Annotated in this window: 20 protein-coding genes and 1 tRNA gene; 10 read left to right on the forward strand and 11 right to left on the reverse strand. The window is 63.6% G+C overall.

Annotated features, from left to right (window positions below; all coding sequences use genetic code 11):
• Nucleotides 1-67 precede the first annotated feature (67 nt).
• Nucleotides 68-637 (reverse strand): NADPH-dependent FMN reductase, encoded by a 570-nt coding sequence (locus tag NKJ20_RS18255; RefSeq protein ID WP_352453679.1) that lies wholly within the window; start codon nucleotides 635-637, stop codon nucleotides 68-70.
• 184 nt (nucleotides 638-821) lie between these two features.
• Here NKJ20_RS18255 and NKJ20_RS18260 point away from each other — a divergent pair, with 184 nt between their 5' ends.
• Nucleotides 822-2,195 (forward strand): cytochrome P450, encoded by a 1,374-nt coding sequence (locus tag NKJ20_RS18260; protein WP_352453680.1) that lies wholly within the window; start codon nucleotides 822-824, stop codon nucleotides 2,193-2,195.
• 21 nt (nucleotides 2,196-2,216) lie between these two features.
• Here the strand turns inward: NKJ20_RS18260 and NKJ20_RS18265 are convergent, their stop codons facing one another.
• A complete protein-coding gene (locus tag NKJ20_RS18265; protein WP_352453681.1) occupies nucleotides 2,217-3,191 on the reverse strand; it encodes a complex I NDUFA9 subunit family protein in 975 nt (324 codons plus the stop codon).
• Between the two features lie 244 nt (nucleotides 3,192-3,435).
• Between NKJ20_RS18265 and NKJ20_RS18270 the strand changes: the two genes are divergently transcribed.
• A complete protein-coding gene (locus tag NKJ20_RS18270) occupies nucleotides 3,436-3,708 on the forward strand; it encodes a hypothetical protein (protein ID WP_352453682.1) in 273 nt (90 codons plus the stop codon).
• 57 nt (nucleotides 3,709-3,765) lie between these two features.
• Here the strand turns inward: NKJ20_RS18270 and NKJ20_RS18275 are convergent, their stop codons facing one another.
• The 5 genes from NKJ20_RS18275 to NKJ20_RS18295 all read right to left on the reverse strand — a co-directional run bounded on the left by NKJ20_RS18275 (nucleotide 3,766) and on the right by NKJ20_RS18295 (nucleotide 8,232).
• On the reverse strand, nucleotides 3,766-4,767 hold the full coding sequence (locus NKJ20_RS18275) for an Ldh family oxidoreductase (protein WP_352745860.1): 1,002 nt from the start codon (nucleotides 4,765-4,767) through the stop codon (nucleotides 3,766-3,768).
• A gap of 111 nt (nucleotides 4,768-4,878) precedes the next feature.
• Complete coding sequence (locus NKJ20_RS18280) at nucleotides 4,879-5,685, reverse strand: ABC transporter permease (protein ID WP_352745882.1); 807 nt, start codon at nucleotides 5,683-5,685, stop codon at nucleotides 4,879-4,881.
• A 14-nt stretch (nucleotides 5,686-5,699) separates the two neighbouring features.
• Complete coding sequence (locus NKJ20_RS18285; protein ID WP_352453687.1) at nucleotides 5,700-6,365, reverse strand: ABC transporter permease; 666 nt, start codon at nucleotides 6,363-6,365, stop codon at nucleotides 5,700-5,702.
• Nucleotides 6,366-6,577: 212 nt separating this feature from the next.
• The gene (locus tag NKJ20_RS18290; RefSeq protein WP_352743813.1) at nucleotides 6,578-7,372 is read right to left on the reverse strand and encodes a transporter substrate-binding domain-containing protein; all 795 of its coding nucleotides are present in this window, start codon (nucleotides 7,370-7,372) and stop codon (nucleotides 6,578-6,580) included.
• 50 nt (nucleotides 7,373-7,422) lie between these two features.
• Nucleotides 7,423-8,232 (reverse strand): ABC transporter ATP-binding protein, encoded by an 810-nt coding sequence (locus tag NKJ20_RS18295; protein ID WP_352743811.1) that lies wholly within the window; start codon nucleotides 8,230-8,232, stop codon nucleotides 7,423-7,425.
• A gap of 218 nt (nucleotides 8,233-8,450) precedes the next feature.
• On the opposite strand from NKJ20_RS18295, the gene NKJ20_RS18300 reads away from it, so the two are divergent.
• From NKJ20_RS18300 to NKJ20_RS18310, 3 genes are read left to right on the forward strand one after another with little or no spacing between them, the layout of a single operon-like run.
• A complete protein-coding gene (locus NKJ20_RS18300; protein WP_352743990.1) occupies nucleotides 8,451-9,299 on the forward strand; it encodes a dimethylarginine dimethylaminohydrolase family protein in 849 nt (282 codons plus the stop codon).
• Nucleotides 9,296-10,876 (forward strand): 5-guanidino-2-oxopentanoate decarboxylase, encoded by a 1,581-nt coding sequence (locus NKJ20_RS18305; protein WP_352743809.1) that lies wholly within the window; start codon nucleotides 9,296-9,298, stop codon nucleotides 10,874-10,876. The genes NKJ20_RS18300 and NKJ20_RS18305 overlap by 4 nt, the downstream gene beginning before the upstream one ends.
• A 57-nt stretch (nucleotides 10,877-10,933) precedes the next feature.
• Nucleotides 10,934-11,641: an SDR family NAD(P)-dependent oxidoreductase gene (locus tag NKJ20_RS18310; protein WP_352453685.1), complete on the forward strand. Its 708-nt coding sequence runs from the start codon at nucleotides 10,934-10,936 to the stop codon at nucleotides 11,639-11,641.
• Nucleotides 11,642-11,745: 104 nt separating this feature from the next.
• Here the strand turns inward: NKJ20_RS18310 and rpsA are convergent, their stop codons facing one another.
• The 3 genes from rpsA to aroA all read right to left on the reverse strand — a co-directional run bounded on the left by rpsA (nucleotide 11,746) and on the right by aroA (nucleotide 15,931).
• Nucleotides 11,746-13,443, reverse strand: a complete 1,698-nt coding sequence (rpsA, locus tag NKJ20_RS18315; protein WP_023676278.1) for a 30S ribosomal protein S1 — start codon at nucleotides 13,441-13,443, stop codon at nucleotides 11,746-11,748.
• 205 nt (nucleotides 13,444-13,648) lie between these two features.
• Entirely contained in the window at nucleotides 13,649-14,299 is a 651-nt protein-coding gene (gene cmk / locus NKJ20_RS18320; protein ID WP_352745863.1) for a (d)CMP kinase, read from the reverse strand.
• Between the two features lie 273 nt (nucleotides 14,300-14,572).
• The gene (aroA, locus tag NKJ20_RS18325) at nucleotides 14,573-15,931 is read right to left on the reverse strand and encodes a 3-phosphoshikimate 1-carboxyvinyltransferase (RefSeq protein ID WP_352745865.1); all 1,359 of its coding nucleotides are present in this window, start codon (nucleotides 15,929-15,931) and stop codon (nucleotides 14,573-14,575) included.
• Between the two features lie 194 nt (nucleotides 15,932-16,125).
• Here aroA and NKJ20_RS18330 point away from each other — a divergent pair, with 194 nt between their 5' ends.
• Together NKJ20_RS18330 and NKJ20_RS18335 are read left to right on the forward strand one after the other, a co-directional pair.
• Nucleotides 16,126-16,515 (forward strand): TIGR02300 family protein, encoded by a 390-nt coding sequence (locus NKJ20_RS18330; protein WP_023676282.1) that lies wholly within the window; start codon nucleotides 16,126-16,128, stop codon nucleotides 16,513-16,515.
• A 163-nt stretch (nucleotides 16,516-16,678) separates the two neighbouring features.
• Nucleotides 16,679-16,754, forward strand: a tRNA-Ala gene (locus NKJ20_RS18335).
• Between the two features lie 229 nt (nucleotides 16,755-16,983).
• Here NKJ20_RS18335 and NKJ20_RS18340 read toward each other — a convergent pair.
• The gene (locus NKJ20_RS18340) at nucleotides 16,984-17,286 is read right to left on the reverse strand and encodes a hypothetical protein (protein WP_352745867.1); all 303 of its coding nucleotides are present in this window, start codon (nucleotides 17,284-17,286) and stop codon (nucleotides 16,984-16,986) included.
• Between the two features lie 287 nt (nucleotides 17,287-17,573).
• On the opposite strand from NKJ20_RS18340, the gene NKJ20_RS18345 reads away from it, so the two are divergent.
• The 3 genes from NKJ20_RS18345 to NKJ20_RS18355 form a co-directional block, all read left to right on the forward strand.
• Nucleotides 17,574-23,285 carry a HAMP domain-containing protein gene (locus NKJ20_RS18345; RefSeq protein WP_352745886.1) on the forward strand — a complete coding sequence of 1,904 codons (5,712 nt, stop codon included), beginning with the start codon at nucleotides 17,574-17,576 and terminating at the stop codon, nucleotides 23,283-23,285.
• A gap of 10 nt (nucleotides 23,286-23,295) precedes the next feature.
• The gene (locus tag NKJ20_RS18350) at nucleotides 23,296-25,404 is read left to right on the forward strand and encodes a PAS domain-containing hybrid sensor histidine kinase/response regulator (protein ID WP_502900822.1); all 2,109 of its coding nucleotides are present in this window, start codon (nucleotides 23,296-23,298) and stop codon (nucleotides 25,402-25,404) included.
• A 150-nt stretch (nucleotides 25,405-25,554) separates the two neighbouring features.
• On the forward strand, nucleotides 25,555-26,497 hold a 943-nt coding region (locus NKJ20_RS18355; protein WP_352745872.1), incomplete at its 3' end, for a helicase HerA domain-containing protein.

The following is a 26,497-nucleotide window of genomic DNA, read 5'->3' on the forward strand; positions in this document are numbered from 1 at the left end:
CCGGAGCATTCCATCTCTTTATGGCATGAGCAAGTTACGGCATCGGCAAGCTGGGCCGTTCGCGTTGTCAGCCGACCCGCATCGGCTTCAGCGCTTCGCTCCAGCGGAACAGCTCGTCCAGCATGGTCCTGGCCCCGCCGAGCACCTGCTCGCTGGGGAAGAAGGCGCCGGTCTCGTCGAGCAGCTTCTGGTACATCGGCAGCGCCACGCCTTCCGGAATCGGCATGACGCCGACGGAGGTCAGCAGCGGTTTGATCGCCTGCGCCGCTCGCAGGCCACCGGAGACACCGCCGTAGCTGAGGATGGCGGCCGGCTTGTATCGCCATTCCCTGAGCAGGTAGTCGACCGCGTTGACGATCGCGGGGGCTGCGAAATAATTGTATTCCGGCGCTACGAAGACGAATGCGTCGGCGGCGTCGATTGCCTTCGACCACGCTTTCGTGTGGCTGTTTTCGTATTTGGCGAGTCTCGGATGATGCGGCTCGTCCAGCACCGGCAAGTTGAAGGCGGCGATGTCGGTGAGCACCGGCTCGAATTTCCCGTGCTCGCGCGCAAAGCTCTCCAGCCAATTTGCGAAAACCGGCCCGGCGCGGCCCGGCCGCGTGCTGCCGATGATGACGTTCAACTGGTGCTTCAAGGCAGGCTCCCGCCGGTTAGTGGCATCTGTGGTGCTGCCACCTAAGACACGCAGCCCGACACAGCAAGCAGGCACTTTCCGGTGCCCCGGTCACATTCCAGAGAGCGGATGCATCACCTTGTCGTCCACTCACATGGACGCCTGCCTTGCCCGCCACTACATTGAGGTGTCAGCGGAGCAAGTCATGGACAGTCAGCCCGTCCCCTTCGTCCCGCCGGCGCCGAAGCCGCGCACCGCGCCGCCCTCGACGCTGGAGATGATCCGCATCGTCTACCGCAATCCGCTCGAACTGTGGGGCGAGCCGACCTACAACGAGCCCTGGATTTCGGTGACCGGCATCGGCGGGCCGCTGGTCATCGCCAACGACCCCGGTCTCATTCGCCACGTGCTTGTCGATAACGCCAAGAACTACAAGATGGCGACGGTTCGCCAGCTGATCCTGCGGCCGATCCTGCGCGACGGCTTGCTGACCGCCGAGGGCGAGGTGTGGAGGCGTTCACGCAAGGCGATGGCGCCGGTGTTCACGCCGCGCCATATCTTCGGTTTTGCCGAGCCGATGCTGAGGCGCACGCGGGAGTTCGTCACGCGCTACGAGGGCGGCGGTACGTTCGACATCGCTCACGACATGACGCTGCTTACCTTTGACATTCTGGCCGAGACGCTGTTTTCCGGTGAGATTTCAGGCGAGCCGGGCAGCTTTGCCAAGGAGATCGACCGCCTGTTCGAGACCATGGGTCGGGTCGATCCACTCGACCTTTTGCGGGCACCCGATTGGCTGCCGCGTCTGACCCGCATCCGCGGCCGCAAGACCATGGCCTACTTCCGCAAGATCGTCACCGACACGGTGCAAATGCGCGAGGCGCGGTTGAAGCGTGATCCGGACACGGTGCCGCAGGATTTTCTCACGCTGCTGTTGAAAGCGGAGGGACCGGGCGGGCTGACCCGGGCCGAGGTCGAGGACAACATCATCACCTTTATCGGTGCCGGCCACGAGACTACGGCCAGGGCGCTCGGCTGGACGCTCTACTGCCTTGCCGAAGCGCCGTGGGAGCGCGAAAAGATCGAGCGCGAGATCGATGCCGTGCTGGCGCGTGAGCCCGACCCGACGAAATGGCTCGACGCCATGCCGCTCACCCGCGCCGCCTTCGACGAGGCGCTCAGGCTCTATCCGCCGGCGCCGTCGATCAACCGCGAACCGATCGAGCCCGAAACCTGGAACGGCCTCTACATACCGCGACGTGCCGCGGTGCTGGTGATGCCGTGGGTCGTCCACCGCCATCGGAAATTGTGGGACCGGCCCGACGCTTTCATGCCGGAACGCTTCCATCCGGGAAACCGCGAAAAGATCGATCGTTTCCAGTATTTGCCGTTCGGCGCCGGCCCCCGCGTCTGCATCGGCGCCAGCTTCGCCATGCAGGAGGCGATCATCGCGTTGGCGATCATGCTGTCGCGCTACCGTTTCGACGCCACCGCGGAAACCCGCCCCTGGCCGGTGCAGAAGCTGACGACGCAGCCGCAAGGCGGCCTGCCGATGCAGGTCACCCGGCGCGGCTCGTAGGCAACCGCACGTCCGTTCGTGTTATGCGGCGGACTTGCGTTGGAACTGGCCGGCGGCGCGGTAGCGCCAGAGATAGCTGGGCAGAATGGTTCCGATCGACCGTGGCTGGATCCCGAGGCCGGCGAGCGTCCTGTTGTCCTTGACGGCGGCTTCCGACACCACATTGTGCTGGCGCAACAGCAGGACCTGGTCCTTGGTCAACAACGGATTGGGCAGCAGCCCGAGAATTGACGCCTGGAGGTTCGCCAGCCACCATGGCACGGGCAGCAAAAACCGCTTGCGTTCGATGATGACAAGCAGCTCTTGCATGCATTCCTTGAAGGTAAGCACCTGCGGCCCGCCGAGTTCATAGATCCGGCCGCCCTGGACCTTGCCGTCGACCGAGTGCGCCACCGCTTCGGCGACGTCGCCGACATAGACCGGCTGGAATTTCGTCTGCCCCCCGCCGATCAGCGGCAGCACTGGGGAAAAGCGAGCCATGTTGGCAAAGCGGTTGAAGAAACCGTCCTCCGGCCCGAAATTGATCGATGGCCGCAAGATCACGGCGTCTTGGACCGTCTCAAGAACGGCCTTTTCGCCGAGCGCCTTGGTACGCGCGTAGTCCGATTGCGCGTGGAGGTCCGCTCCCAGAGCCGAAATGTGGGTGAGGCCGGCGCCGACGGCGCGCGCCGCTTCGGCAATAGCGCGCGCGCCGAACTCGTGGACGGCAGTAAATTTCTGCCGGCCGGCCTCATGCGCGATCGCCACCAGATTGACGACATGGTCGGCGCCTTGCACGGCGCGGTCGACCGACCAGCGCACCCGGACATTGGCCTGCACCGGCTGAATCTGCCCGACATTGCCAAGCGGTTGCAAATGGCCGGCGAGATCGGGCCGACGGCAGGCGACCCGGATGCGGTAGCCGCGCTTGGCCAGCGCCCGCACGACATGACGACCGACAAAGCCGGAGCCGCCGAAAACGACGACGAGCTTTGGGGTCTGAAGGATTTCGGTCATGGCTGGCTCCGGCGTGCTATCCAGATGGTTTGGTTTGAAGCCGTTTCATAGTCGGTTTCGCACCAAAGGCAAAGGGCGACCATGGGTCGCCCGGCATTGTTGAAGCATGATTTCCGGTATCAGTTGGAAACGGCAGAAAACCCGCCGACGCCCGGCTTTAGGTAACTCCATTCGGGACAGGAACCTTTGTTCCGGCCGGCGATTTTAGGATGTATGGTTTGATTCCGAATGGAGGATATTGCCGATGACGACAAAACGCGTTGCGATCTTCGCTCTGGCGTTCGCAACAGGCTGCAGCGTCGGTGCCTCGGCATTCGCGGCAAACCGGCATCACCACCAAGCTCAACCCGAACGCTACGTTCCGGCCAACGGCAACATCATCGACATTCTGTTCGGTGGCCCGCGCTACTATGACAACCACCTGTTCACGACGGCCGCCGAACCCTGCTCCTACAACAGGGTAGGGCCGGACGCGAATGCGGCGAACGTCATCAACGATCATTATTGCGGGAAGTAGGCTCGCGCTGCCGGATCGGCCGGCCTCGTCAGCCGCTCATCGGACAAACGAATTTCTTCAGGACGAATAGCGCGCGGCGAATTCGGAAATGCGTTGCACCACGGCTTTCGGCGCGCTTATGCCGCGCGCCGCCGCCTTCTCCGCGGCCTCGGCCCGGGCACGCCCCGGCACATGCACGCCATAGCGCCGCCGCAGCCGGTCGAGCTGATCCTTCATCCGCTTTTCGAAGTCCGGATCGAGCAGCTTGGGCTCGACGGCAAGCACGAACAGGCCGGTCCCCGGACTGTCCGGCCCGCCGCTGAACCATGGCGCATCGAGCGACCAGTTGGCGCCCGACAGGCCCGCAGCCAGCACCTCGACCATCAACGCGATGTTGGCGCCGCGCTGGCCGCCGAAGGCAAGCATGGCGCCCTTCGTGGCAGCTGCCGGGTCCGTGGTCGGATTGCCGCTGGCATCCAGTGCCCAGCCTTCGGGTATCTTCTTGCCGTCCTCGGCCGCCTTGCGGATGTTGACGAAGGCGGTGGCGCTCGACGACTGGTCGATGACTAGCGCCGCCCCGTCCGCGGCGGGTGCCGCAAAGGACATCGGGTTGGTGCAGTAGACCGGCTTGACCGAGCCCGAGCCGGCAAGCACGGCCGGGCCGTTGGTGGCGGCGAACGATACCAATCCCTGCGCGGCCAGCCGTCCGGTGAAATAGCCGAGCGCGCCGCATGTATAGGCATTCTTCTGTGAAAAGATGGCGACGCCGAACAGTCGCGCCGCCTTGGCGAGGTCATCGATCGTGCGGTCGAAACCGGTATGCGCCAGTCCGCCGCGGGCATCGGAGAGATAGACTGCGAGCGCCGGCCTGGTGATCACCGGATCGGCATTGCCGTCGATACGGCCGGCTTCCAGCGCTTCGAGATAATCGATGAAATGCGACAGCCCGACGGTCGACAGTCCTTCCGCCTCGGCCGCGACGATCGAGGCAGCCAGCGACTGCGCTGCCTCTTCGTTTGCGCCGGCGCCAAGTGCGGCCATCCGGCACAGCCCTGTCGCCTGGTCGAGACTGAGTTGCATTGTGATTGCCATGGATATCTGAGGGAATGGGTGAATGGTGAATGGTGAGTGGGATTTAGCCGGTAACACTACGGGCTACTCACTACTGACTATTCACCATTCACCATTCACCTAACCAATCTTGTTCGGAATCCGCGCCTCGATCTTGCCCAGAGCGAAGACGAGGATGCCGGTGATCGCCATATAGATCAACGCCAGGAGCAGCAAGGGTTCATAGGTGAGGTAGGTATCCTGACGCACCTTTGAAGAGACGGCGAATATATCGATCACGCTGATGGTCGCCACCAGCGGCGTCGATTTCAGCTGCAGCACGGTTTCGCCCGTCAGTGTCGGCAGCGCGCGGTAGAAGGCCTGCGGCAGCCAGATTCGCTGGAAAATCCTCCAGCGGCTCATGCCGAAGGCGCGGGCGGCTTCCAATTGACCTTTCGGCACGCCGGCGAAAGCGCCTCGCATCACCTCGCCCTCATAGCCGGCGAAGGACAGCGTCAGCCCGAGAACGCCATAGGGCCATGCCTGCCTGAGATACGGCCACATCCAGGACTCGCGAATCCACGGATATTGTGGAAACAGCGAGCCCAGCCCGTAATAGAGCAGCCAGAGCTGCAGCAGCAGCGGTGTTCCCCTGATGACGGTGCAGAAGACCTTGGCGGGTGCCGCGAACCAGACGGGGCCGGCAGCCTGCGCCAGGCCGAGCGGCACGGCGAGCAGGAAACCCAGTATGCAGGTGACGGCAAGAATCCACAGCGCGCGCCAGATGCCGAGCAACCCCATCCCGTAATATTTAGGCAGCCAGTCCCAGCGCATGAAGACAGCCGCCGCCAAAACCAGTCCCAGCGCGATCAGGATCAGCACGATACGATGCGGCTTCAGCCACAGCGAAGCGCGTGCGGCTATCTCGACGGCCGCTTCGCCAGTCATCACCGGGCCAGCCATCAACGGGCCTCCTTGAGCGAGGGCATGCCGCGGCGGGCCCAGCTCTCGATGCGGCCGATGATCAGGTTGGAAACCAGCGTCAACAGAAGGTAGATCGCGCCGGCGGCGACAAAGAATGTCAGATAGGCTTTGGTGACGCCGGCCGCCTGCCGTGTCGCCAATGTCAGCTCGAAAAAGCCGACGACCGCCAGCAGGGCGGTGTCCTTGGTGGCGATCAGCCAAAGATTGGCAAGGCCGGGTATGGCGAACGGCAGCATCGCCGGCAGCGTGATGCGCCGCAGCAGCAGGCCGGGAGACATGCCATAGGCGCGCGCGGCTTCGATCTGGCCCTGCGGAATGGCGAGGATCGCCCCGCGGATCACCTCGGTCGAATAGGCGCCCTGGACGAAGCCGAGCACGGCAATGCCGGCCGCCAGCCCGCTAATGTCCATGCGCTGATAGCCCATTGCCGTCAGCATCTGATTGATCAGGTCGGTGCCGGCGTAATAGAGCAGAAGGATCAGCACCAGCTCCGGCACGGCGCGCACGACGGTCGTATAGACTGCCAGGAGATCGCGCACCACCGGACCACCATACAGCTTGCCGGAGGCGCCGCCGATACCGATCAAAAGGCCGAGACAGGTGGCGCCGACCGCAATCTCGATCGTATGGAGCAGCCCGACGATGAGCGTTCCACCCCAGCCCGGCGGCACGGGCGAGAGAAGCGCGATGGCAGAGGCGGCCCAAGCCGGAACAAATGCGTCGATCAGCGTCGCCCTCGAATTGCTGGCGCTAAAACCGCCGGCGATTTCCGCCCGCGGAAGCTCGCGTCGATGGATTTCGACCAACCACGCGGCTCTATCGGGGCCGCGTGGTTAATCGCTCATGGATGAGGCCGTCAGTTCGACTGCGTGTCGGAGCCGTAAATATCAAAGTCGAAGTACTTCTTCGAAATCTCGTCATATTTGCCGTTGGCGCGGATGGCCTTGATACCGGCGTTGATCTTTTCCTTCAACGCGGTGTCTTCCTTGCGGACGCCGGCGCCGACGCCGGGCCCGAGAATGGCCAGATCCGGCGCGACCATGCCTTTCAGATCGCAGCATTGCTTGCCCTGGTCCGATTTCAGGAAGGCGTCGAGGGCGATGGAATCGGCCTGCACCGCGTCGACCCGGCCGGCGGCAAGATCCTGGTTGGCCTCGTCCTGGGTCTGGTATTCCTTGATTTCCGCCGCGTCGGCGAAGTGCTTCTTGGCGTAGTCGGCGTGTACGGTCGAGACCTGGACGCCGATGATCTTGCCCTTGAGGTCCTCCGGTGTCGAGCCGAACTTCTGGTCCTTCGGCCCGATGATCGCAGTCGGGGTGTTGTAATATTTGTCGGAGAAGTCGATCGTCTTCTTGCGTTCGTCGGTGATCGACATCGAGCTGGCGATGACGTCGATCTTCTTGGTCGTCAACGCCGGGATGATGCCGTCCCAGGCGACCGGCGTGATGACGCAGTCGAGCTTCTCTTCGGTGCAGACAGCGTCGATGAATTCGATTTCCCAACCGACCCATTTGCCGGAAGCATCCGGCGAGGTGAACGGCGGATAGGGCTCGGCAGCGACACCGATCTTGACCGGATCGGCCTTGGCCACGCCCACGGCGGCAACGCCAAGCAGCAGCGCTGCCGCAAAGGTCTTGAGAATAATCTTCATCGTCATGACTCCCAGTTTGTTGTTGTTCCCGGTTTTCGTCCGCCCACGGTTTAACTGATGTTGCGGATGAACTGCTTCAGCCTTTCGGATTTTGGTGCGCCGAAGATCTGTTCCGGCGACCCTTCTTCCTCGACCAGCCCGTTATGGAGGTAAACGACATGCGTCGCGACCTCGCGGGCAAACTTCATCTCATGGGTGACCAGCACCATAGTGCGGCCTTCGCGCGCCAGGTCGCCGATCACCTTCAGCACCTCGCCGACCAGCTCCGGGTCGAGCGCCGAGGTCGGCTCATCGAACAGCATGACGCGCGGATTGATGGCCAGCGCCCTGGCGATCGCGGCGCGCTGCTGTTGGCCGCCCGACAGATAAGCGGGATAGACGTCGCGTTTTTCGGCCAGGCCGACGCGGGCGAGCAATTTTTCCGCCTCGCCGATCGCCACATCGCGCTTGACGCCGAGCACATGCACGGGAACCTCGATGACGTTCTCGATCAACGTCATGTGGCTCCACAGATTGAAATTCTGGAAGACCATGCCGAGCTTGGAGCGGATGCGTTCGATCTGCTTGCGGTCGGCGGGCACGGTGTGGCCGTAGCTGTCGGCCTTCAGCTTTATCTCTTCGCCATTGACCCGGATGATGCCGCTGGTCGGGTTCTCCAGGCAGTTGATGCAGCGCAGCAGCGTCGATTTGCCCGAGCCGCTGCCGCCGATGATGGCGATCACCTCGCCGTCGCGAGCCGACAGCGAAACGCCCTTCAATACATGCAGCTTGCCGAAATTCTTGTGCAGGTTCTCGACGTGGATGGCTTCGGCGGCGCCGTTCTGCGCCGTATGCTTCAGGGCGGTGGCCGGCGCTGTCATCGTCGCGGCGCCCCGCGGAGCAGCCGAGGCAGTGCTTGCTGGAATTTTTTACCCATTACCCGTCACTGGACAGCGTTCCGATTCTCAAGATGGACCGTTCCGCTTGTCTCCGTCAACCGCAGTTTTTTGGACCATTGATCACCGCCTGCCGAGTGGCTATTGGCAGGAGGGGCGCGTTTCAGGAGAATTTAGTGGGCAAAGCATACGGGTCGCAGTCGATGGCCGGGACGCTGCAGCGCGTGCTGATGCGCTCCGCTGCCGGCGCCATGCGTCGGGCCGAAGCGCTGGAGTGGCACTATGGCCCCGGCTTCAATCCGCAAAAAGCGGCGGTCCAGCATGATGCGCTGGCCAGGCTGATTTCGGCCTCAGGCGCTGAGATCGAATGGCTGAGTGACGCCGACGACGGGCTTGCCGATTCGGTTTTTACCCACGATCCCTCGCTGATGACCGACCATGGCGCGGTCATCCTTGCCATGGGCAAGGCGCTGCGCCGGCCCGAGCCCAGCCTCCACGAGGCAGCCTATGGGCGCATGGGCATCCCCGTCCTCGGCCGAATCGAGGCTCCCGGCCAGGTCGAGGGCGGCGACTGCGTGTGGGTGGATGCAAACACGCTGGCCATCGGCCGCGGCGTGCGCACCAATCAGCACGGCATCCAGCAGCTCTCCAACCTGCTTTCGCCCAAGGGCATCCAGGTCTATGGCTTCGACCTGCCGCTCTGGCAGGGCGAGGAGGCCTGCCTGCACCTGATGTCGGTGATCAGCCCGCTCGCCGACGATCTGGCGCTGGTCTATGCGCCCCTCCTGCCGGTCGCCTTCCATCAGATGCTGCGCGAACGTGGCATTCGGCTGGTCGACGGCGATGCCGACGAATTCTTCGCCTCGAATGGGCTCAGCCTCAATGTCCTGCCGACCGCGCCGCGCCAGGTTATCGCCGTTGCCGGTTTTCCGAAGACGGCGGCTGCCATGCAGGCCGCTGGCTGTACGGTCTCGACATTCGAGGCCGATGCGCTGTGCATTGCCTGCGAGGGCGGCCCGACCTGCCTCACACGCCCGGTGCTAAGACAATGACGACCATTGGCGAAGCGCTCATCACCTTGCTCGAAGCGCACGGCGTCGACATCGTCTTCGGCATCCCCGGCGTGCACACGGTCGAGCTCTACCGCGGGCTGGCGCGGTCGAAGATCCGTCACATCACGCCGCGCCACGAGCAGGGCGCCGGCTTCATGGCTGACGGCTATGCGCGCGCCAGCGGCAGGCCGGGTATCGCCTTCGTCATCACCGGGCCGGGGCTGACCAACACCATCACCGCCATGGGCCAGGCGCGCGCCGATTCGGTGCCGATGCTGGTAATCTCGGGCGTCAACGCCACACCGACGCTGGGCAAAGGCCTTGGCCATCTGCATGAACTGCCGGACCAGCGCGGCATGATGGAGAAGGTGGCGCTGTTTTCGCACCGTGTCACCGAGGCCGGCGAACTGCCCGGCGTGCTCGCCCGCGCCTTTGCGCTGTTCTCATCCTCGCGTCCGGGTCCGGTGCACATCGAGATCCCGACCGATGTCATGAGCCTGCCTGCCAACGGCATCGTGCCGCTGCTGCGGAGTTCAGCGCCGCCCGAGCCGGATGTGGCGGCGATTGCCGAGGCGGCAAGGCTATGCGCGTCTGCCCGCCGGCCGCTTATCCTGGCCGGCGGCGGCGCCAAAGCGGCCGAAGCGCCGTTGCAGCACCTGGCCGAGAGGCTGGGAGCGCCGGTCGTCCAGACCGCCAATGCGCGCGGCCTGCTCTATCGTCATCCACTTGGCGTGCCGGCCAGCCCCAGCCTGAAGGCGGTGCGTGCGCTGATCGCCGATGCCGACCTGGTCATTGCCGCCGGCACCGAATTCGGTCCGACCGACTATGATGGCTATGGCGACGGCGGTTTTGTCCTGCCCGCCAACCTGATCCGCATCGACATCGGCGCCGACCAGCTTGCCCGCCGGCCTGCGCGGATTTCGATCCAGGCCGATTGCGGAGCGGCGCTCAAGGCGCTGCTTGCCGAAATCGGCACGCACGAGACGCCATTGGATGATGGTTCAGCCCGCGCCGCCGCGACGCGGCAGGCGGCCTTTGCCGAGATCGGCCCGGCCATGCAGGCGCAATTGCGAGCCGTCGAGACGATCCGCGATGCGCTGCCTGGCGCGATCATCGTCGGCGATTCGACCCAGCCGGTTTACGCCGCCAACCTCTATTACGATCACGACCGGCCGGGCGGCTGGTTCAACGCGGCCACCGGCTTCGGCGCGCTCGGCTATGGCCCGCCGGCGGCGATCGGTGCCGTCCTTGCCAGGCCTGAGGCGCCGGTCGTTTGCCTCACCGGCGACGGCGGCTTCCAGTTCACCCTGCCGGAACTGGGCGCCGCGCTCGACGCGGCGGCGCCGGTGATCTTCGCCGTCTGGAACAATCGTGGCTACCGCGAGATCGAAACCTCGATGCTCGACGTCGGCGTCGAGCCGGTCGGCGTCTCCCCGGCACCGCCGGATTTCTGCAAATTGGCCGAAGCCTACGGCATTGCCGCCGAGCGGATTTCTGGCACTGGCGGCTTGGCGGACGCGCTCGGGCGCGCGCGGGCGACTGGACGACCTTACGTCATCGAGATTTCGGTTGAGTGATCGCGCGAAAGGCGCGACCTTCCGCATCGGCGGCGCGCAATGACGGAGCGGTCGAATATGACGGAAACACTGGACGGCAGACATATCGTGGTGACCGGCGGCACCGGTGCCCTTGGCGGCGCGGTCGTAGGAAAACTGCTGGAGCAGGGCGCGATCTGCCATGTGCCCAATGCCCACGCTGCCGCGCCTGCGCATTTTCCCTTTCCGGCGCATGACCGCGTCAGGCTGGCGCACAATGTCGACCTTGCCGACCCTGCCAAGGTCGACGCCTTCTATGCCAGCGTTCCGAATTTATGGGCATCGGTGCATCTGGCCGGCGGCTTCACCGCCGCGCCGGTCGAGAAGATCGAGCCCGCCTCCTTCGCCGAGATGATGGATACCAATGCCCGCACCACCTTCCTGTGCTGCCGCGCGGCGATACGCTCGATGCTGGAATCTTCCGTGCCGGGCCGCATCGTCAATGTCACCGCGCGAGCCGGGCTCGATCCGCGGCGCGGCTCCGGCAAGGTGGCCTACGCCGCCGCCAAGGCGGCAGTCGCCGCGATGACCGTGGCGATAGCCGAAGAGCTGAAGGGCAACGGCATCCTGGTCAACGCCGTGGCGCCCTCGACGCTCGACACGCCGGCCAACCGGGCTGACATGCCGAACGCAGATTTCAGCAGATGGGTCAGCCTTGAAGCGGCCGCCGAGGCCATTGCTTATCTCGCCTCGCCGGCCAACATGGCGATCAGCGGCACGCTGGTGCCACTCTACGGCCGGGCCTGAGCCTGCGGTCCGTCGCAAGCAAAAGGTCACAAGCAAAAGCCCCGCCGGACCGTTCCGGCGGGGCTTTTGTTTCGTTTATAACCCGCGCGAGGCGCGGTGTTGGCTTAGCTGCCCTGCTTCTTCAGCGCGGCACCCAAAATATCGCCCAGCGAAGCGCCGGAGTCGGTCGAACCGTATTGGGCGACCGCTTCCTTCTCTTCGGCGATTTCCAGGGCCTTGATCGAGACCTGCAGCTTGCGGGTCTTCTTGTCGAAGGCGATGACGCGGGCGTCGACTTTCTGGCCGACGGTGAAGCGCTCGGGGCGCTGCTCGTCGCGGTCACGGCTGAGATCGGAGCGCTTGATGAAGGTCTCGATGCCGCTGTCGACCAGCCGCACTTCCAGACCGCCATCCTTCACGCCGATAACCTCGCAGGTGACGACTGCGTTCTTGCGCAGTTCGCCTGACGTCGCCGCTTCGCCGACCGTGTCCTTGGCCAGCTGCTTGATGCCGAGCGAGATGCGCTCCTTGTCTATGTCGACGTCGAGCACCTGCGCCTTGACCATGTCGCCGCGATTGTACTCTTCGATCACCTGCTCGCCCGGACGGGTCCAGTCGAGGTCGGAAAGGTGGACCATGCCGTCGACGTCGCCTTCGAGGCCGATGAACAGGCCGAACTCGGTCTTGTTCTTGACCTCGCCCTCAACCTGGCTGCCGACCGGGTGGCTGCGCGCGAAGGCCTCCCACGGGTTCTCCAGCGTCTGCTTGAGGCCGAGCGAGATGCGGCGCTTGGCCGGATCGACTTCGAGCACCACCACGTCGACTTCCTGCGTCGTCGACAGGATCTTGCCGGGATGCACGTTCTTCTTGGTCCACGACATTTCCGAAACGTGGATGAGGCCTTCGATGCCCGGCTCCAGCTCGACGAACGCGCCGTAGTCGGTGATGTTGGTGACGGTACCCTTGATCTTCTTGCCGATCGGGAACTTGGTGCCGATCTCGGACCACGGATCGCTCTCGAGCTGCTTCATGCCGAGCGAGATGCGGTGGGTTTCCTGGTTGATGCGGATGATCTGCACCTTGACCGTCTGGCCAATATTGAGGATTTCGGTCGGATGGTTGACGCGGCGCCATGCCATGTCGGTGACGTGCAGAAGGCCGTCGATGCCGCCGAGGTCGACGAACGCACCATAGTCGGTGATGTTCTTGACGACGCCTTCGACCACCTGGCCTTCTTCGAGGTTCTGCACGATTTCCGAACGCTGTTCGGCGCGGCTTTCCTCGAGCACGGTGCGGCGCGACACCACGATGTTGCCGCGGCGGCGATCCATCTTGAGGATCTCGAAGGGCTGCGGGTTGTGCATCAGCGGCGAGACGTCGCGGATCGGGCGGATGTCGACCTGGCTGCGCGGCAGGAAGGCCACGGCACCGTCGAGGTCGACGGTGAAGCCGCCCTTGACCTGGTTGAAGATGACGCCTTCGACGCGTTCGCCCTTGGTGAACTTCTCTTCGAGACGGACCCAGCTCTCTTCGCGGCGGGCCTTTTCGCGCGACAGCATGGCTTCGCCAAGCGCGTTCTCGATACGCTCGACATAGACCTCGACCGTGTCGCCGACCTTGAGCGTCGTGTCCTTGCCCTTGACGCCGAATTCCTTCAGCGGCACGCGGCCTTCGACCTTGAGGCCGACGTCGATGATGGCCATGTCCTTCTCAATGGCGGTGATGATGCCCTTGACGACCTGGCCTTCGCCGGAATGGCCGGCGGAAAATGATTCTTCGAGCAGGCTCGCGAAATCATCGCGAGTGGGATTTGCAACTGACATAGTTTCTCCTGGAATGCCCCGCAATCTGTCGCGGGGCGGGCGCCGTGGGTTAGCGTTGCGTTGGCCTGCCAGCGTTCCGGGCAAAAAGCCCTTGGCCGCCCTTGAGCGGCAATTCCGGCGCATGAAGAATGCTGGCAGGCTGGTTCATACCCGATATGGGAAGTCTTTTTGTCGCCGGCAATCGGCGGCGGCAGGAAAACCCGGCTCAGGCTTCGTTTCTCTTGGCCAGGACATCGTCGATGATCGCCTGAGCTGCCAGAAACGCGGCTTCTATAGCCATTTCCGACGTGTCGAGCAAGTGCGCATCGGCGGCCGGCTTCAAGGGCGAGTCCATGCGGCCCATATCGCGCTCGTCGCGGCGCACGATATCGGCAAGGATTTCGTCGAAATTGGCAGTGCCGCCGATGCTCTCGATTTCATCCAGCCGCCGCTTTGCCCGCACCTCGGCGCTGGCCGTGACATAGAGTTTTACGTCGGCACCGGGACAGACGACGGTGCCGATGTCGCGGCCGTCGAGCACCGCGCCAGGCGGTGTTCTTGCGAAGTCACGCTGTTTCTCGACCAGGATGCGCCGCACCGACGGGATCACTGCCACTTTCGAAGCCGCCTCGCCAACGGCGTGTGCCGAAAGCACGGCGCGGTCGAGCTTTGCCAGATCGACCTGACGAGCCGCGGTTTCAGCGGCCGAGACATTGTCGAGCGGCAGGCCGAGCCGGAGCAGCGAATGCGCCACCGCCCGATAGGTAAGGCCGGTGTCGAGCAGGTTCAGCCGGTAGTGATCGGCGAGTCGCCGAGCGAGGGTGCCCTTTCCGGCACCGGCAGGGCCGTCGATGGCTATGGTGAAAGTTGAGGTCATTGGCCGCCCACCGGAATCGAAAAGCGCAATGATCCAGATAGGCGTTGCGATCCTTCGCGCCCCCCTCTGTCCTGCCGGACATCTCCCCCACTTGGGGGGAGATCGGCGGCCATCGCGGCTTTCGCCAATTGTCTACGTCGCAGGATTGAGCGGAGCGCCGAAGCTGCCAATCTCCCTCCTTGCGGGGGAGATGTCCGGCAGGACAGAGGGGGGCGCTGTCCCACCGACGTTCCAGTTTGGCCCCAACCCCCAAGGCTATTGATTGCTATCAAGCTATTCGATCTCCGCACCGAGCCCCTTCATCAGCCCCATGAACTCCGGAAAGCTCGTTGCGATCATCGCCTGGTCGTCGATGGTCACGGGCTTTTCCGTTGCCAGCCCCATAACCAGAAAACTCATGGCGATGCGGTGGTCGAGATGGGTCTGGACGATGGTGCCCTGTCCGTTGGGGTGTTGGCCGAGGCCCTTGCCGCCGGGCTTTCCGCGCACGACAAGCGAGGCCTCGCCTTCGCTGCAATCGACGCCGTTGAGCTTCAGCCCTTCGGCCACCGCCGACAGCCGGTCGGATTCCTTCACGCGCAGCTCTTCCAGGCCAAGCATCAGCGTTTCGCCCTCGGCAAAGCTCGCCGCCACGGCAAGCACCGGATACTCGTCGATCATCGTCGGCGCCCGTTCGGGCGGCACGGTGACGCCTTTCAGTTCGGAATAGCGTACGCGCAGGTCGGCGACGTCCTCGCCACCTTCGTTGCGCGGATCGATTATGTCGATCCAGGCGCCCATTTCCTGCAGCGTCAACAGAAGTCCAGTGCGGGTCGGGTTCATCAGCACGTTTTCGATTGTAATGTCCGAGCCCGGCACGATCAGCGCCGCCACCAGCGGGAAGCCGGCCGAGGAGGGGTCGCCAGGCACCGCGATCGTCTGCCCCGTGAGCTTGCCCTGGCCTTCGATGAAAATGTGGCGCACGCCGCGCTCGTCGGTCTCGACCGACAAATTGGCGCCGAACCCCTTGAGCATTTTTTCGGTATGGTCGCGCGTCATAACCGGCTCGATGACGGTGGTGATCCCCGGCGTGTTCAGCCCGGCCAGCAGCACCGCCGACTTGACTTGTGCCGATGCCATCGGCACGCGGTAGGTGATCGGCGCGGCGTGCTTAGGCCCATGAAGCGTGATCGGCATGCGGTCGCCGGGCGTCGCCTTCAGCACCTGCACGCCCATCTGGCGCAAAGGTTCGAGCACGCGGCCCATCGGCCGGCCGGACAGCGAGGCGTCGCCGATGAAGGTGGTTTCCATGTCATAGGTGCCGACCAGGCCCATGGTGAGGCGTGAGCCGGTGCCGGCATTGCCGAAATCGAGCGGGCCTTCCGGCTGCAGCAGCGCGCCGTTGCCGGTACCGCGGATCACCCACTCAGCGCCATGCTTCTCGATATGGGCGCCCATGGCCTTCATGGCAGCGCCCGTACGCATCACGTCCTCGCCTTCCAGCAGCCCGGTGATACGGGTTTCGCCGGAGGCCAGGCCACCGAACATGAACGAGCGGTGCGAGATCGACTTGTCGCCCGGCACCCGTGCCGCGCCTGAAAGGCCAGATGATTTGCGGGCGGTGGCCTGCTTCGGGGCGGCAGTGTGCGACATGGTTCTTTCCTGGAAACGCCGGCGGCCGGCCATTTTCTGCTGGTTTGCGGGGTCTCCTATCATGGCGTACCGAAATGGTCATCCCCTTGGTATGAAGGCCTTCGAATTCAAGCTTTTTGGGACGCCGGCTTTTCGCTTTGACAGCGCCGTAAACTCTGGTTAAGGGGACCAAACTTTCATCGACGAGGCTTGCTGTGGCAAAACCCGAACTTGGCACCAAACGCATCGACCCGGAGACGGGTCGAAAATTCTATGACTTGAACAAGGACCCAATCGTCTCGCCTTATACGGGCAAGAGCTATCCGCGCTCCTATTTCGAGGAAGGCAAGATCGCCGCCCTCGAGGAGGAAGAGGAAGTTGCCGAGAAGGAAGTGGACGCCGAGGAGGAAGAGGGCGTCGAGGTTGTCTCGCTCGAAGAGGCGGACGAGGACGCGAAGGCCGACGAGCTTCCCGATCTCGGCGATGACGAAGACGACGTTGACCTTGGCGATGACGAGGATGACACGTTCCTCGCCGACGAGGAGGAAGAAGACGACGACGTTGCCGACATGATCGGCGTCGGCGAAGACGACGACGAAGTCTGAGCGAACCGCATTCGCCGGCTTTCGCGGCGCTGCCTAGAAAAAGCGGTTCTTGAAGGCTTGATATTGACTGAAGGCGGGGTTAGAAGCCGCCTTCACTAACGGCGCGGTTTAGAACCCGCGCCGGAACTCTTCGCCGGAAACGGCGCCGGTGAACTGCCGGAGTGGGGCCATAGCTCAGTTGGGAGAGCGCTTGAATGGCATTCAAGAGGTCGTCGGTTCGATTCCGATTGGCTCCACCAGTTCTCTCCGCGAAAATCAGCGGAACGGCCGCCCGCCCATCCGGGCTGGCCGCCGCCCATCGCAGAACCTAGCTGAGACTAGTTAATCGGCCGCCCGGCTTGGGCTCGCCGATCCATTCAGAAGTAATGAGCCCGTGCCCGGTCTGTGCATGTTTCTGGCTGTGGTTTGAACCGCGAGCACCGGTCTGGACCAGGCAGCGGGCTGAAATGACGGCTGAGCAAAACGCCGTTACTTGTTGCAGTTCTGCATATCCGACGTCATGGCGCCGCTGGGGGTATTGTTGTCGGTATCGCTGCTCGCCGTATCCTTACAGCGGTCCTCCATACCGTTTGTCTGCGGCGTGGTGGCGTTCGTTGCGTTCGGATCGATCGTGTTCGGGGTAGTTGCGCTGCCAGTCCCGGTGTTGCCGCCGGAAGTGCCTGTGTTGACGCCGGTATTGGGGTCGTTACCGGTCCCGGAGCCCATGGATTGTGCCATGGCAGATGTGGCCAGGCCGATAGCAAGTAGGGATGCAGAGAGAATTTTCATCATCTTAGTGTCTCCATCGAGTTGCATCGCTCTATCGCGATCTATACCAACGAGAGTTTTTTCGAGATGTTCCGTTGGGCAGAAATATTGATCGATACAATCATTATGGATCTTTGTTGCTCGTCGTTTCCTGAATGCGGCTGCGAAATTCCTGCCGCATAGCGGCAATTTCGTCTGGAACCAAATCGAGCATGCCGCGTTCTTGCGCTTGCGGGGAGTTGTGTCGGCCGCAGGGGACAGTTTCACCAGGACATTTAAGAAATCCGTGAGCTGGGAGGGGCGCTGTGAGCGTGCTTGCATCCACAAGGCAATTGGACCACCGTCAAATACTGAACGCGCTGAAGGCTTTTCGGAGCGGTGACTTCTCCGTTCGCATCGACAATATCTATTCTGGCCTCGATTCGGAGATCGCCGACACCTTCAACGAAATCGTCGAGCTCAACGATCAGGTCACGCGCGAGTTTGAGCGCCTCAGCAAGGTCGTCGGCAAGGATGGCCGGATCGGCGAACGCGGCCGTGTCCGCAACGCCACCGGCAGTTGGGAATCGAGCGTCCGTTCCGTCAACGATCTGATCGAGGACATGGTTCAGCCGACGGCCGAAGTGGCGCGCGTCATCGGCGCGGTGGCCAAGGGTGACCTGTCGCAGACGATGATGGTCGAAATCGACGGCCGGCAGCTGCGCGGCGAGTTTCTGCGGATCGGCAAGATCGTCAACACCATGGTCGGGCAACTGGCCTCCTTCGCCTCGGAAGTGACGCGCGTGGCGCGCGAGGTCGGCACCGAAGGCAAGCTCGGCGGCCAGGCCCGCGTGAAAGGTGTGGCCGGGACCTGGAAGGACCTGACCGACAACGTCAACGCGATGGCGACGAACCTGACCGGGCAGGTGCGCAACATCGCCGAGGTGACGACCGCCGTCGCTTCCGGCGACCTGTCGAAGAAGATTACCGTCGACGTGAAAGGCGAAATCCTCGAACTCAAGAACACCATCAACACGATGGTCGACCAGCTCAATTCCTTCGCCTCGGAAGTGACGCGCGTCGCGCGCGAAGTCGGTACAGAAGGCAAGCTCGGCGGCCAGGCGCGCGTCGAAGGTGTCGGCGGCACCTGGAAGGACCTGACCGACAACGTCAACCTGATGGCCGAGAACCTGACCGGCCAGGTGCGCAATATAGCCGAGGTGACGACGGCTGTGGCGCTTGGCGACCTGTCGAAGAAAATCACGGTCGACGTCAAGGGCGAGATCCTCGAACTGAAATCGACCATCAACACCATGGTCGACCAGCTGAACTCATTTGCCGGCGAGGTGACGCGTGTCGCCCGCGAAGTCGGCACCGAGGGCAAGCTCGGCGGCCAGGCTCAGGTGCGCGGCGTCGCCGGCACCTGGAAGGACCTGACCGACAACGTCAATTCGATGGCCGAGAACCTGACCGGCCAGGTCCGCAACATCGCCGAGGTGACGACCGCCGTCGCTTCGGGCGACTTGTCGAAGAAGATCACTGTCGCCGTGCAGGGCGAAATCCTCGAGCTCAAGGACACCATCAACACGATGGTCGATCAATTGAACTCCTTCGCCTCCGAAGTGACGCGCGTCGCCCGCGAGGTCGGCACCGAGGGCAAGCTCGGCGGCCAGGCCGAAGTGAAGGGCGTCGGCGGCACCTGGAAGGACCTGACCGATAACGTCAACCTGATGGCCGCCAACCTGACCGGCCAGGTCCGCAATATCGCCGAGGTGACGACCGCCGTTGCCCGCGGCGACCTGTCGAAGAAAATCACCGTCGACGTCAAGGGCGAAATCCTCGAGCTCAAGGACACCGTCAACACGATGGTCGATCAGCTCAATTCCTTCGCCTCGGAAGTGACGCGTGTGGCGCGCGAAGTGGGGTCGGAAGGCAAGCTCGGCGGCCAGGCGCATGTCGAGGGCGTCGGCGGCACCTGGAAGGACCTGACCGACAACGTCAATGCCATGGCCGGCAATCTGACAGTGCAGTTGCGCGACGTGTCCAAGGTGGCGACGGCAATTGCGACCGGCGACCTGACCCAGAAGATCACCGTCGATGCATTGGGCGAGATCCTGCAGATCAAGGACGTCATCAACACGATGGTCGACCAGCTGAATTCCTTCGCCTCCGAGGTGACGCGCGTGGCGCGCGAAGTCGGTTCCGACGGCAAGCTCGGCGGCCAGGCGCAGGTGCGCGGCGTTGCCGGCACCTGGAAAGATTTGACCGACAACGTCAATGCGATGGCTGCCAACCTCACCGGCCAGGTGCGCAACATCGCCGAGGTGACGACTGCGGTGGCGCTGGGCGACCTGTCGAAGAAGATCACGGTCGATGTGCGCGGCGAGATCCTCGAGCTCAAGGACACCATCAATACGATGGTCGACCAGCTGAATTCCTTTGCCTCGGAGGTGACGCGCGTTGCGCGCGAGGTCGGCACTGAAGGCAAGCTCGGCGGCCAGGCGCAGGTGCGCGGCGTTGCCGGCACCTGGAAGGATCTGACCGATAATGTGAATTCAATGGCCGAGAACCTGACCGGCCAGGTCCGCAACATCGCCGAGGTGACCACCGCTGTGGCGCGCGGCGACCTGTCGAAGAAGATCACCGTCGACGTCAAGGGCGAGATCCTGGAGCTGAAATCGACGATCAACACCATGGTCGACCAGCTGAACTCCTTTGCCGGCGAAGTGACGCGTGTCGCCCGCGAGGTCGGCACCGAGGGCAAGCTCGGCGGCCAGGCGCGGGTCGAGGGCGTCGCCGGTACCTGGAAGGACCTGACCGACAACGTCAACCTGATGGCGACGAACCTGACCAACCAGGTGCGCGGCATCGCCGATGTCGTGACCGCGGTCGCGCAAGGCAATCTCAAGCGCAAGCTGACGGTCGATGCCAAGGGCGAGATCGCCTCGCTCGCCGACACCATCAACGGCATGATCGAGACGCTGGCGACCTTCGCCGACCAGGTGACCAACGTCGCCCGCGAAGTGGGCATCGAAGGCAAGCTCGGCGGCCAGGCCCGGGTGCCCGGCGCTGCCGGCCTTTGGCGCGACCTGACCGACAACGTCAATCAGCTCGCGGCCAACCTGACCACTCAGGTGCGCGCCATCGCCGAGGTGTCGACGGCGGTGACCAAGGGCGATCTGACCCGCTCGATCAGCGTCCAGGCCTCCGGCGAGGTGGCGGCGCTGAAAGACAACATCAACGAGATGATCCGCAATTTGAAGGACCAGACGCTGAAGAATGCCGAGCAGGACTGGCTGAAGACCAATCTCGCCCGCTTCTCGCGCATGCTGCAGGGCGAGCGCGACCTGGCCACGATCTCGCGCCTCATCATGTCCGAACTCGCCCCGCTGGTGAATGCGCAATATGGCGTGTTCTATGTGACCAACCGCGACGAGGATGAATTCTATCTGGAGCTCGCCGCCTCCTATGGCGCCGAAAGCAAGGCGGAAATCAAGCAACGCCTCGATCTGCGTGAAGGGCTTGTCGGGCAGAGTGCCGCCGACAAGCGCGCCATCATGCTGGACAATGTGCCGCCGAATTTCCTGCGCGTTACCTCCGGCCTTGGCAATGCCGCGCCGGCGAACGTGATCATTCTTCCGGCTCTGTTCGAGGACGAGGTGAAGGCCGTCATCGAACTCGCCTCGTTCAGCGAATTCCGCGACACGCACCAGTCGTTCCTCAACCAGCTGATGGAATCCGTCGGCATCGTTCTCAACACCATCGCCGCCACCATGCGCACCGAAGGCCTGCTCAAGCAGTCGCAACTGCTGACCTCGGAATTGCAGGCGCGTCAGACCGAGCTGACCAAAAAGCAGGAAGAGCTGCACGCCACCAACGAGGAGCTGCAGGAAAAGGCGCAGCTGCTCGAGAACGAAAAGAAGCAGGTGGAGAACAAGAACCTGGAAATCGAGATGGCGCGGCGGGCGCTGGAGGAGAAGGCCGAGCAGCTGGCGCTTACCTCGAAATACAAGTCGGAATTCCTCGCCAATATGAGCCACGAACTGCGCACGCCGCTGAACTCGCTGCTCATCCTTTCAAACCTGCTCGCAACCAACCAGCAGGGCAATCTCAACGACAAGCAGGTCGAGTTCGCGCGCACCATCAATTCGGCCGGCACCGACCTTTTGAGCCTGATCAACGACATCCTCGACCTGTCGAAGATCGAATCGGGCACCGTCTCGATCGACATCAACGACATGCCGGTGGTGCATCTTCGCCAGCACATGGAGCGAACCTTCCGGCAGCTGGCGACCGACAAGGGGCTTGGCTTCACCATCAACGTCGATCCCGAGCTTCCGGAGACCGTCCGCACCGACGAGAAGCGATTGCAGCAGATCGTGCTCAACCTTTTGTCGAACGCCTTCAAGTTCACCTCGCAAGGCGAGGTTCGCTTGAATTTCCGGGCCGAAAAGACGGGCCGTCACAACGTTTCGGCGCAACCGATGGAGGCGCTCGCGATCGTGGTCACCGATACCGGCATCGGTATTCCGCAGGACAAGCAGAAGCTGATTTTCGAGGCCTTCCAGCAGGCCGACGGCACCACAAGCCGCAAATATGGCGGCACCGGGCTTGGGCTCTCGATCAGCCGGGAGATTGCCCGGCTGCTAGGCGGCGAATTGCGGGTCGAGAGCACGCCGGGCAAGGGTTCGACGTTCACTCTGGTCATTCCATTCGACGGACCCCGGATGGCCTTGGCCCCGCAAGCGGCGTTGCTGCCGGCGATGGAGGTGGCCGCGACGACAGCGCAGCCGAGCCCGCCGTCCTCCGAATTGCTCGATGACCGCGATACGATCTCGTCGGAAGATCGGGTCGTGCTGATCGTCGAGGACGACCCGACCTTCGGCGGTTTGCTGCTCGGCCTTGCACGTTCGGCCGGGCTGAAAGGCGTCCTGTCGACCGCGGGCTCCGGCACGCTGGCTTTGGCACGCAAGCTGGTTCCCGACGCGATTACGCTCGATCTCGGACTATCGGATATCGACGGCTGGGTGTTGTTCGATCTGCTTCGCCATGACCCGAAAACCAAGGACATTCCCGTTCATGTCATCTCGGGCGCCGAAGACATCGAGGTGCTTGCCCGCAAGGGTGCATCCAGCATTTCAACCAAGCCCGTATCGTCGGACGAACTGATGAAGGTCTTCCAGGATATTCATTCCAGAAAGCTCCGCGTCCAGAGCCGCGTCCTGATTGCCGATCCCGATCCCGAGCGCCGCCTTTCGCTGATCGAGGCGATCCGCGACGGCGTCACCTCGGTTACGGCGATCGGCCGCGTCGCGGCGAATGCGGACGAAATCGGCATCGCCAACTATGATGCCGTTGTGCTCGGCTTTGGCCGCTCGGCCAAGGACAACGCCCAGATGCTGGATGAGATTGCCATCCTGTTCGGGCAGTCGGTGTCGCGACTGCTGTTCTTTGCGCCTCATCCGGAAGCGCTGCAACAGTCGCTCGCCTTGCATCCGGCATTGGCGGATGTTCCGCGGGCGGAGAATTTCGCGCAGCTGGCTCTCCTGATGTCGGCAACACTCCCCGGGCGAGGCCACGAAAACGATGGTGCGGCAGCCGAACAGCCGGACAAATTCGACCTCGCCGGCGCAAAGGTCCTCATCGTCGACGACGACATCCGCAACATCTATTCGCTTACCAGCGTTCTCGAGACCTATGACATCCAGGTGCTGCATGCGGAGCGCGGCCGGGAAGGTATCGCGCTTCTGGAGCAGAGCCCGGACATCGATGCGGCACTGATCGATATCATGATGCCGGAAATGGATGGCTACGAGACGATGCGGCAGATCCGCAGCATGCCGGCGATCGCCCATATCCCGTTGATCTCGGTCACAGCCAAGGCAATGAAGGGCGACCGGCAGAAGTGCCTCGATGCCGGCGCCTCCGACTACATCGCCAAGCCTGTCGACCTCGATCTGCTGTTGGCATTGCTGCGTGTCTGGATCGGCCGTTCGCGATCCCGTGTCCATGGTCCGGAAAAGATGCTCATGGCAGTGAACTGACGGCCGCTCGATGCAGAAGCTATCGAGAAACGGAGCAAGGAAGCTGGAGGTCATGGCGCCGGCAGCGGGGCCGGCAAAGGCGCGCATCCTGGCCGTGGATGACGACGAGCGCAATCTGCTGGCGATCGGCGAGGTTCTGGCCCCTATCGGTGAAGTCGTCTGCGTGCAGTCGGGCGAAGAAGCGCTGCGCGCACTGCTGAAGGAGGATTTCGCAGTCATCCTGCTGGACGTGCTGATGCCCCGGCTGGATGGCTACGAGACCGCGGGATTGATCCGCCAGCGCGAGCAATCCAGGCGAACGCCGATAATTTTTCTCACCGCCATCAACAAGGAAGACGCGCACATGCTGCGCGGCTACGACGCCGGCGCGGTGGATTACGTGTTCAAGCCTTTCGACCCGGCCATGCTGCGTTCCAAGGTTGCCGTGTTCGTCGAACTTCATGAGAAGACGCTCGAAATCCAGCAAAAGGCGGCTGCCGAGCAACGGCTGCTGGCCCAGGCACTGCAGGCGCAGAAGGAAAAGCTCGAGGCCGAGCGGGCGCTGCGCAGCGCACAGGAGCGGCAGCATGCCATTTTGAGCTCTCTTCCGGTCTGCTTCCACGCAAGGGCGGCGGAGCCGCCGTTCGGCGCCAGCTTTGTCACCGAAGGGGTCGAACGCCTGACCGGCTTTCCTGCGGAACGGCTGACCGCCGATCCAGGCTTCGGCCTGAGCCGCGTTCATCCCGACGATCTGCCGAGAGTGAGGGAGGTCCTGCTCGCAGCCAAGGCCACCGGCTCCTACACCTGCGAATTCCGCTGGCAATGCGCCGACGGCAATTACCGGATTTTTCTCGACCAGGGCGTCCTGTCGAATGGCTCCGACGGCCGGAAGCCCGAGATCCTCGGCACATTGCTGGACGTTACCGAGCGGCGCGAGCTTGAGGACCAGCTGCTGCAGTCGCAGCGCCTCGACGCGATCGGCAAGCTTACCGGCGGCCTGGCGCATGATTTCAACAATCTGCTTGCCGCAATTCTCAGCGGATTGGGATTGCTCGAGCGCCATGCCGAGTTCGACGGACAGACCAGGCAGGTTCTGGAACTGACACGCCGGTCGGCAAAACAAGGCGCCGAGCTCGTCAACCGCATGCTTGCCTTCTCGCGCCGCCAGACGCTGAGGCCGCGGGCCGTGCGCCTCGCCGCGCTCGGCGATACAATGAACGGGTTGGTGGCCCCGGTCCTGGGCGGCCTGATCCGTTTCGATTGGCTTGTCGACGACACTGTGTGGCCGGCGCATGTCGATGCCAGCCAGCTGGAGCTCGCGCTGATGAACCTGGTCTTCAACGCGCGCGATGCCATGCCGTCCGGCGGCACGATAATCGTGGAGGCGCAAAATCGAACGCTAGGCAGTGCAGCCGAGGATATTTCGGCGGGCGACTATGTCGTGGTCACGGTCAAGGACACGGGGTCGGGCATACCGGCTAACATTCTCGCCAAGGTCGTCGAACCGTTCTTCACCACAAAACCGGTCGGCAAAGGCACTGGCCTCGGTCTGAGCACGGTGCATGGTTTCGTCAAGCAATCGGGCGGCACGCTTCGCATTGAAAGCACCGTCGGCAGTGGAACATCCGTCCAGCTCTGGCTGCCGCGTTCAATCGAGCGTCCGGTCGAAATCGCCGAGAAATCCGATGCCGACGACACCGTCGTGAATGCCGGCGAGGACTATCCATCGGTCCTGCTGATCGACGACAGCAACGTACTGAGGGAACTGACGGCGCAATCGCTTCGCCAACATGGCTTTGCGGTTACCTGTGCCGGGGGCGGTGCCGAAGCGCTGGCGATGATCGAGCGGGCGCCGTACGATTTCGATGTCATCGTCACCGATTTTGCCATGCCGCTCGTCTCGGGCCTGGAGGTCATTCGGTTCGCCCGGAATCTGCGGTCCGATTGGCCGGCGGTGATGATAACCGGATACGCCGATGCCGACGCGATCGCCGACCGGCCCCCCGACGTGCCGCTGCTCGGCAAACCGCTGCGCGAAAAGGACCTGATGGAGAGCATTCTTGCGGCGGCCGCGCGCGCCGGCTCGCAGAAAGCCAGGCAGGCCCAGCCGGTGAAAGGCGGGTACCGATTTTCGACCTGAAGAGACAAGCCTCACCGAATCGAAACGGTACGTTCCGTATCCTCGATCGTCCGCGACATCCAGCCTGTGTGCAACACGGAGCGCCGGCCATGGCGCGCTCGACGGGCTGTGATGCGGTTGATAAGCCCTCTCCGCAAGGAGACTCGAGACATGACCGTTGCGATCGAGATGGGCCAGACGAGCGCAGGCGCCCCGGCGGCGCTGGATCTTGAGGAACTGCTGGCGACGCGGCTTCTGGTGCAGGGCAATTCGGGCTCCGGCAAATCCCACCTGCTGCGCCGGCTCTTGGAGCAGAGCGCGCCCTGGGTGCAGCAGACCATCATCGACCCCGAAGGCGACTTCGTGACGCTGGGCGACCGTTTCGGCCACCTGGTGATCGACGCCGAGGAGCATACCGAGCGCGGCCTGCAGAGCGCCGGCGAGCGGGCGCGCATCCACCGCGTCTCCACGGTGCTCAATCTCGAGGGGCTCGACGCCGAGAACCAGATGCGGCGCGCCGCCGCCTTTCTCGGCGGGCTTTTCGAGGTCGCCCGCGACCACTGGTACCCGATGCTGGTGGTGGTTGACGAAGCGCAGCTGTTCGCGCCGGCCGTCGCCGGCGAGGTTTCGGACGAGGCACGCAAGCTCTCGCTCGGCGCCATGACCAATCTGATGTGCCGCGGCCGCAAACGCGGGCTGGCCGGCATCATCGCCACCCAGCGGCTTGCCAAGCTCGCCAAGAACGTCGCCGCCGAGGCTTCCAATTTCCTCATGGGCCGGACTTTTCTCGATATCGACATGGCGCGTGCCGCCGACCTTCTCGGCATGGAGCGGCGCCAGGCCGAGGCCTTTCGCGACCTCGAGCGCGGGCAATTCATGGCGCTCGGCCCGGCGCTGTCGCACCGTCCGCTCGGCTTGCGCATCGGCCCGACCGATACGAGTCCGCGCAACGCGACCCCGCGCCTGATGCCGCTGCCGGAAGCGGCGTTGGAGGATGCCCGCGCGATCATCCTGGCGGCGCCGCCGCCGGAAACCGTGCGGCCGCAGCGCCGCTCGTCGCCGGACCTGCTCGATCAGCTGATGGCAGCAAAATCGGCGGCGCTGGAAATCCGCC

Source organism: Mesorhizobium sp. M0185 (assembly GCF_040322175.1).
GTDB lineage: Bacteria > Pseudomonadota > Alphaproteobacteria > Rhizobiales > Rhizobiaceae > Mesorhizobium.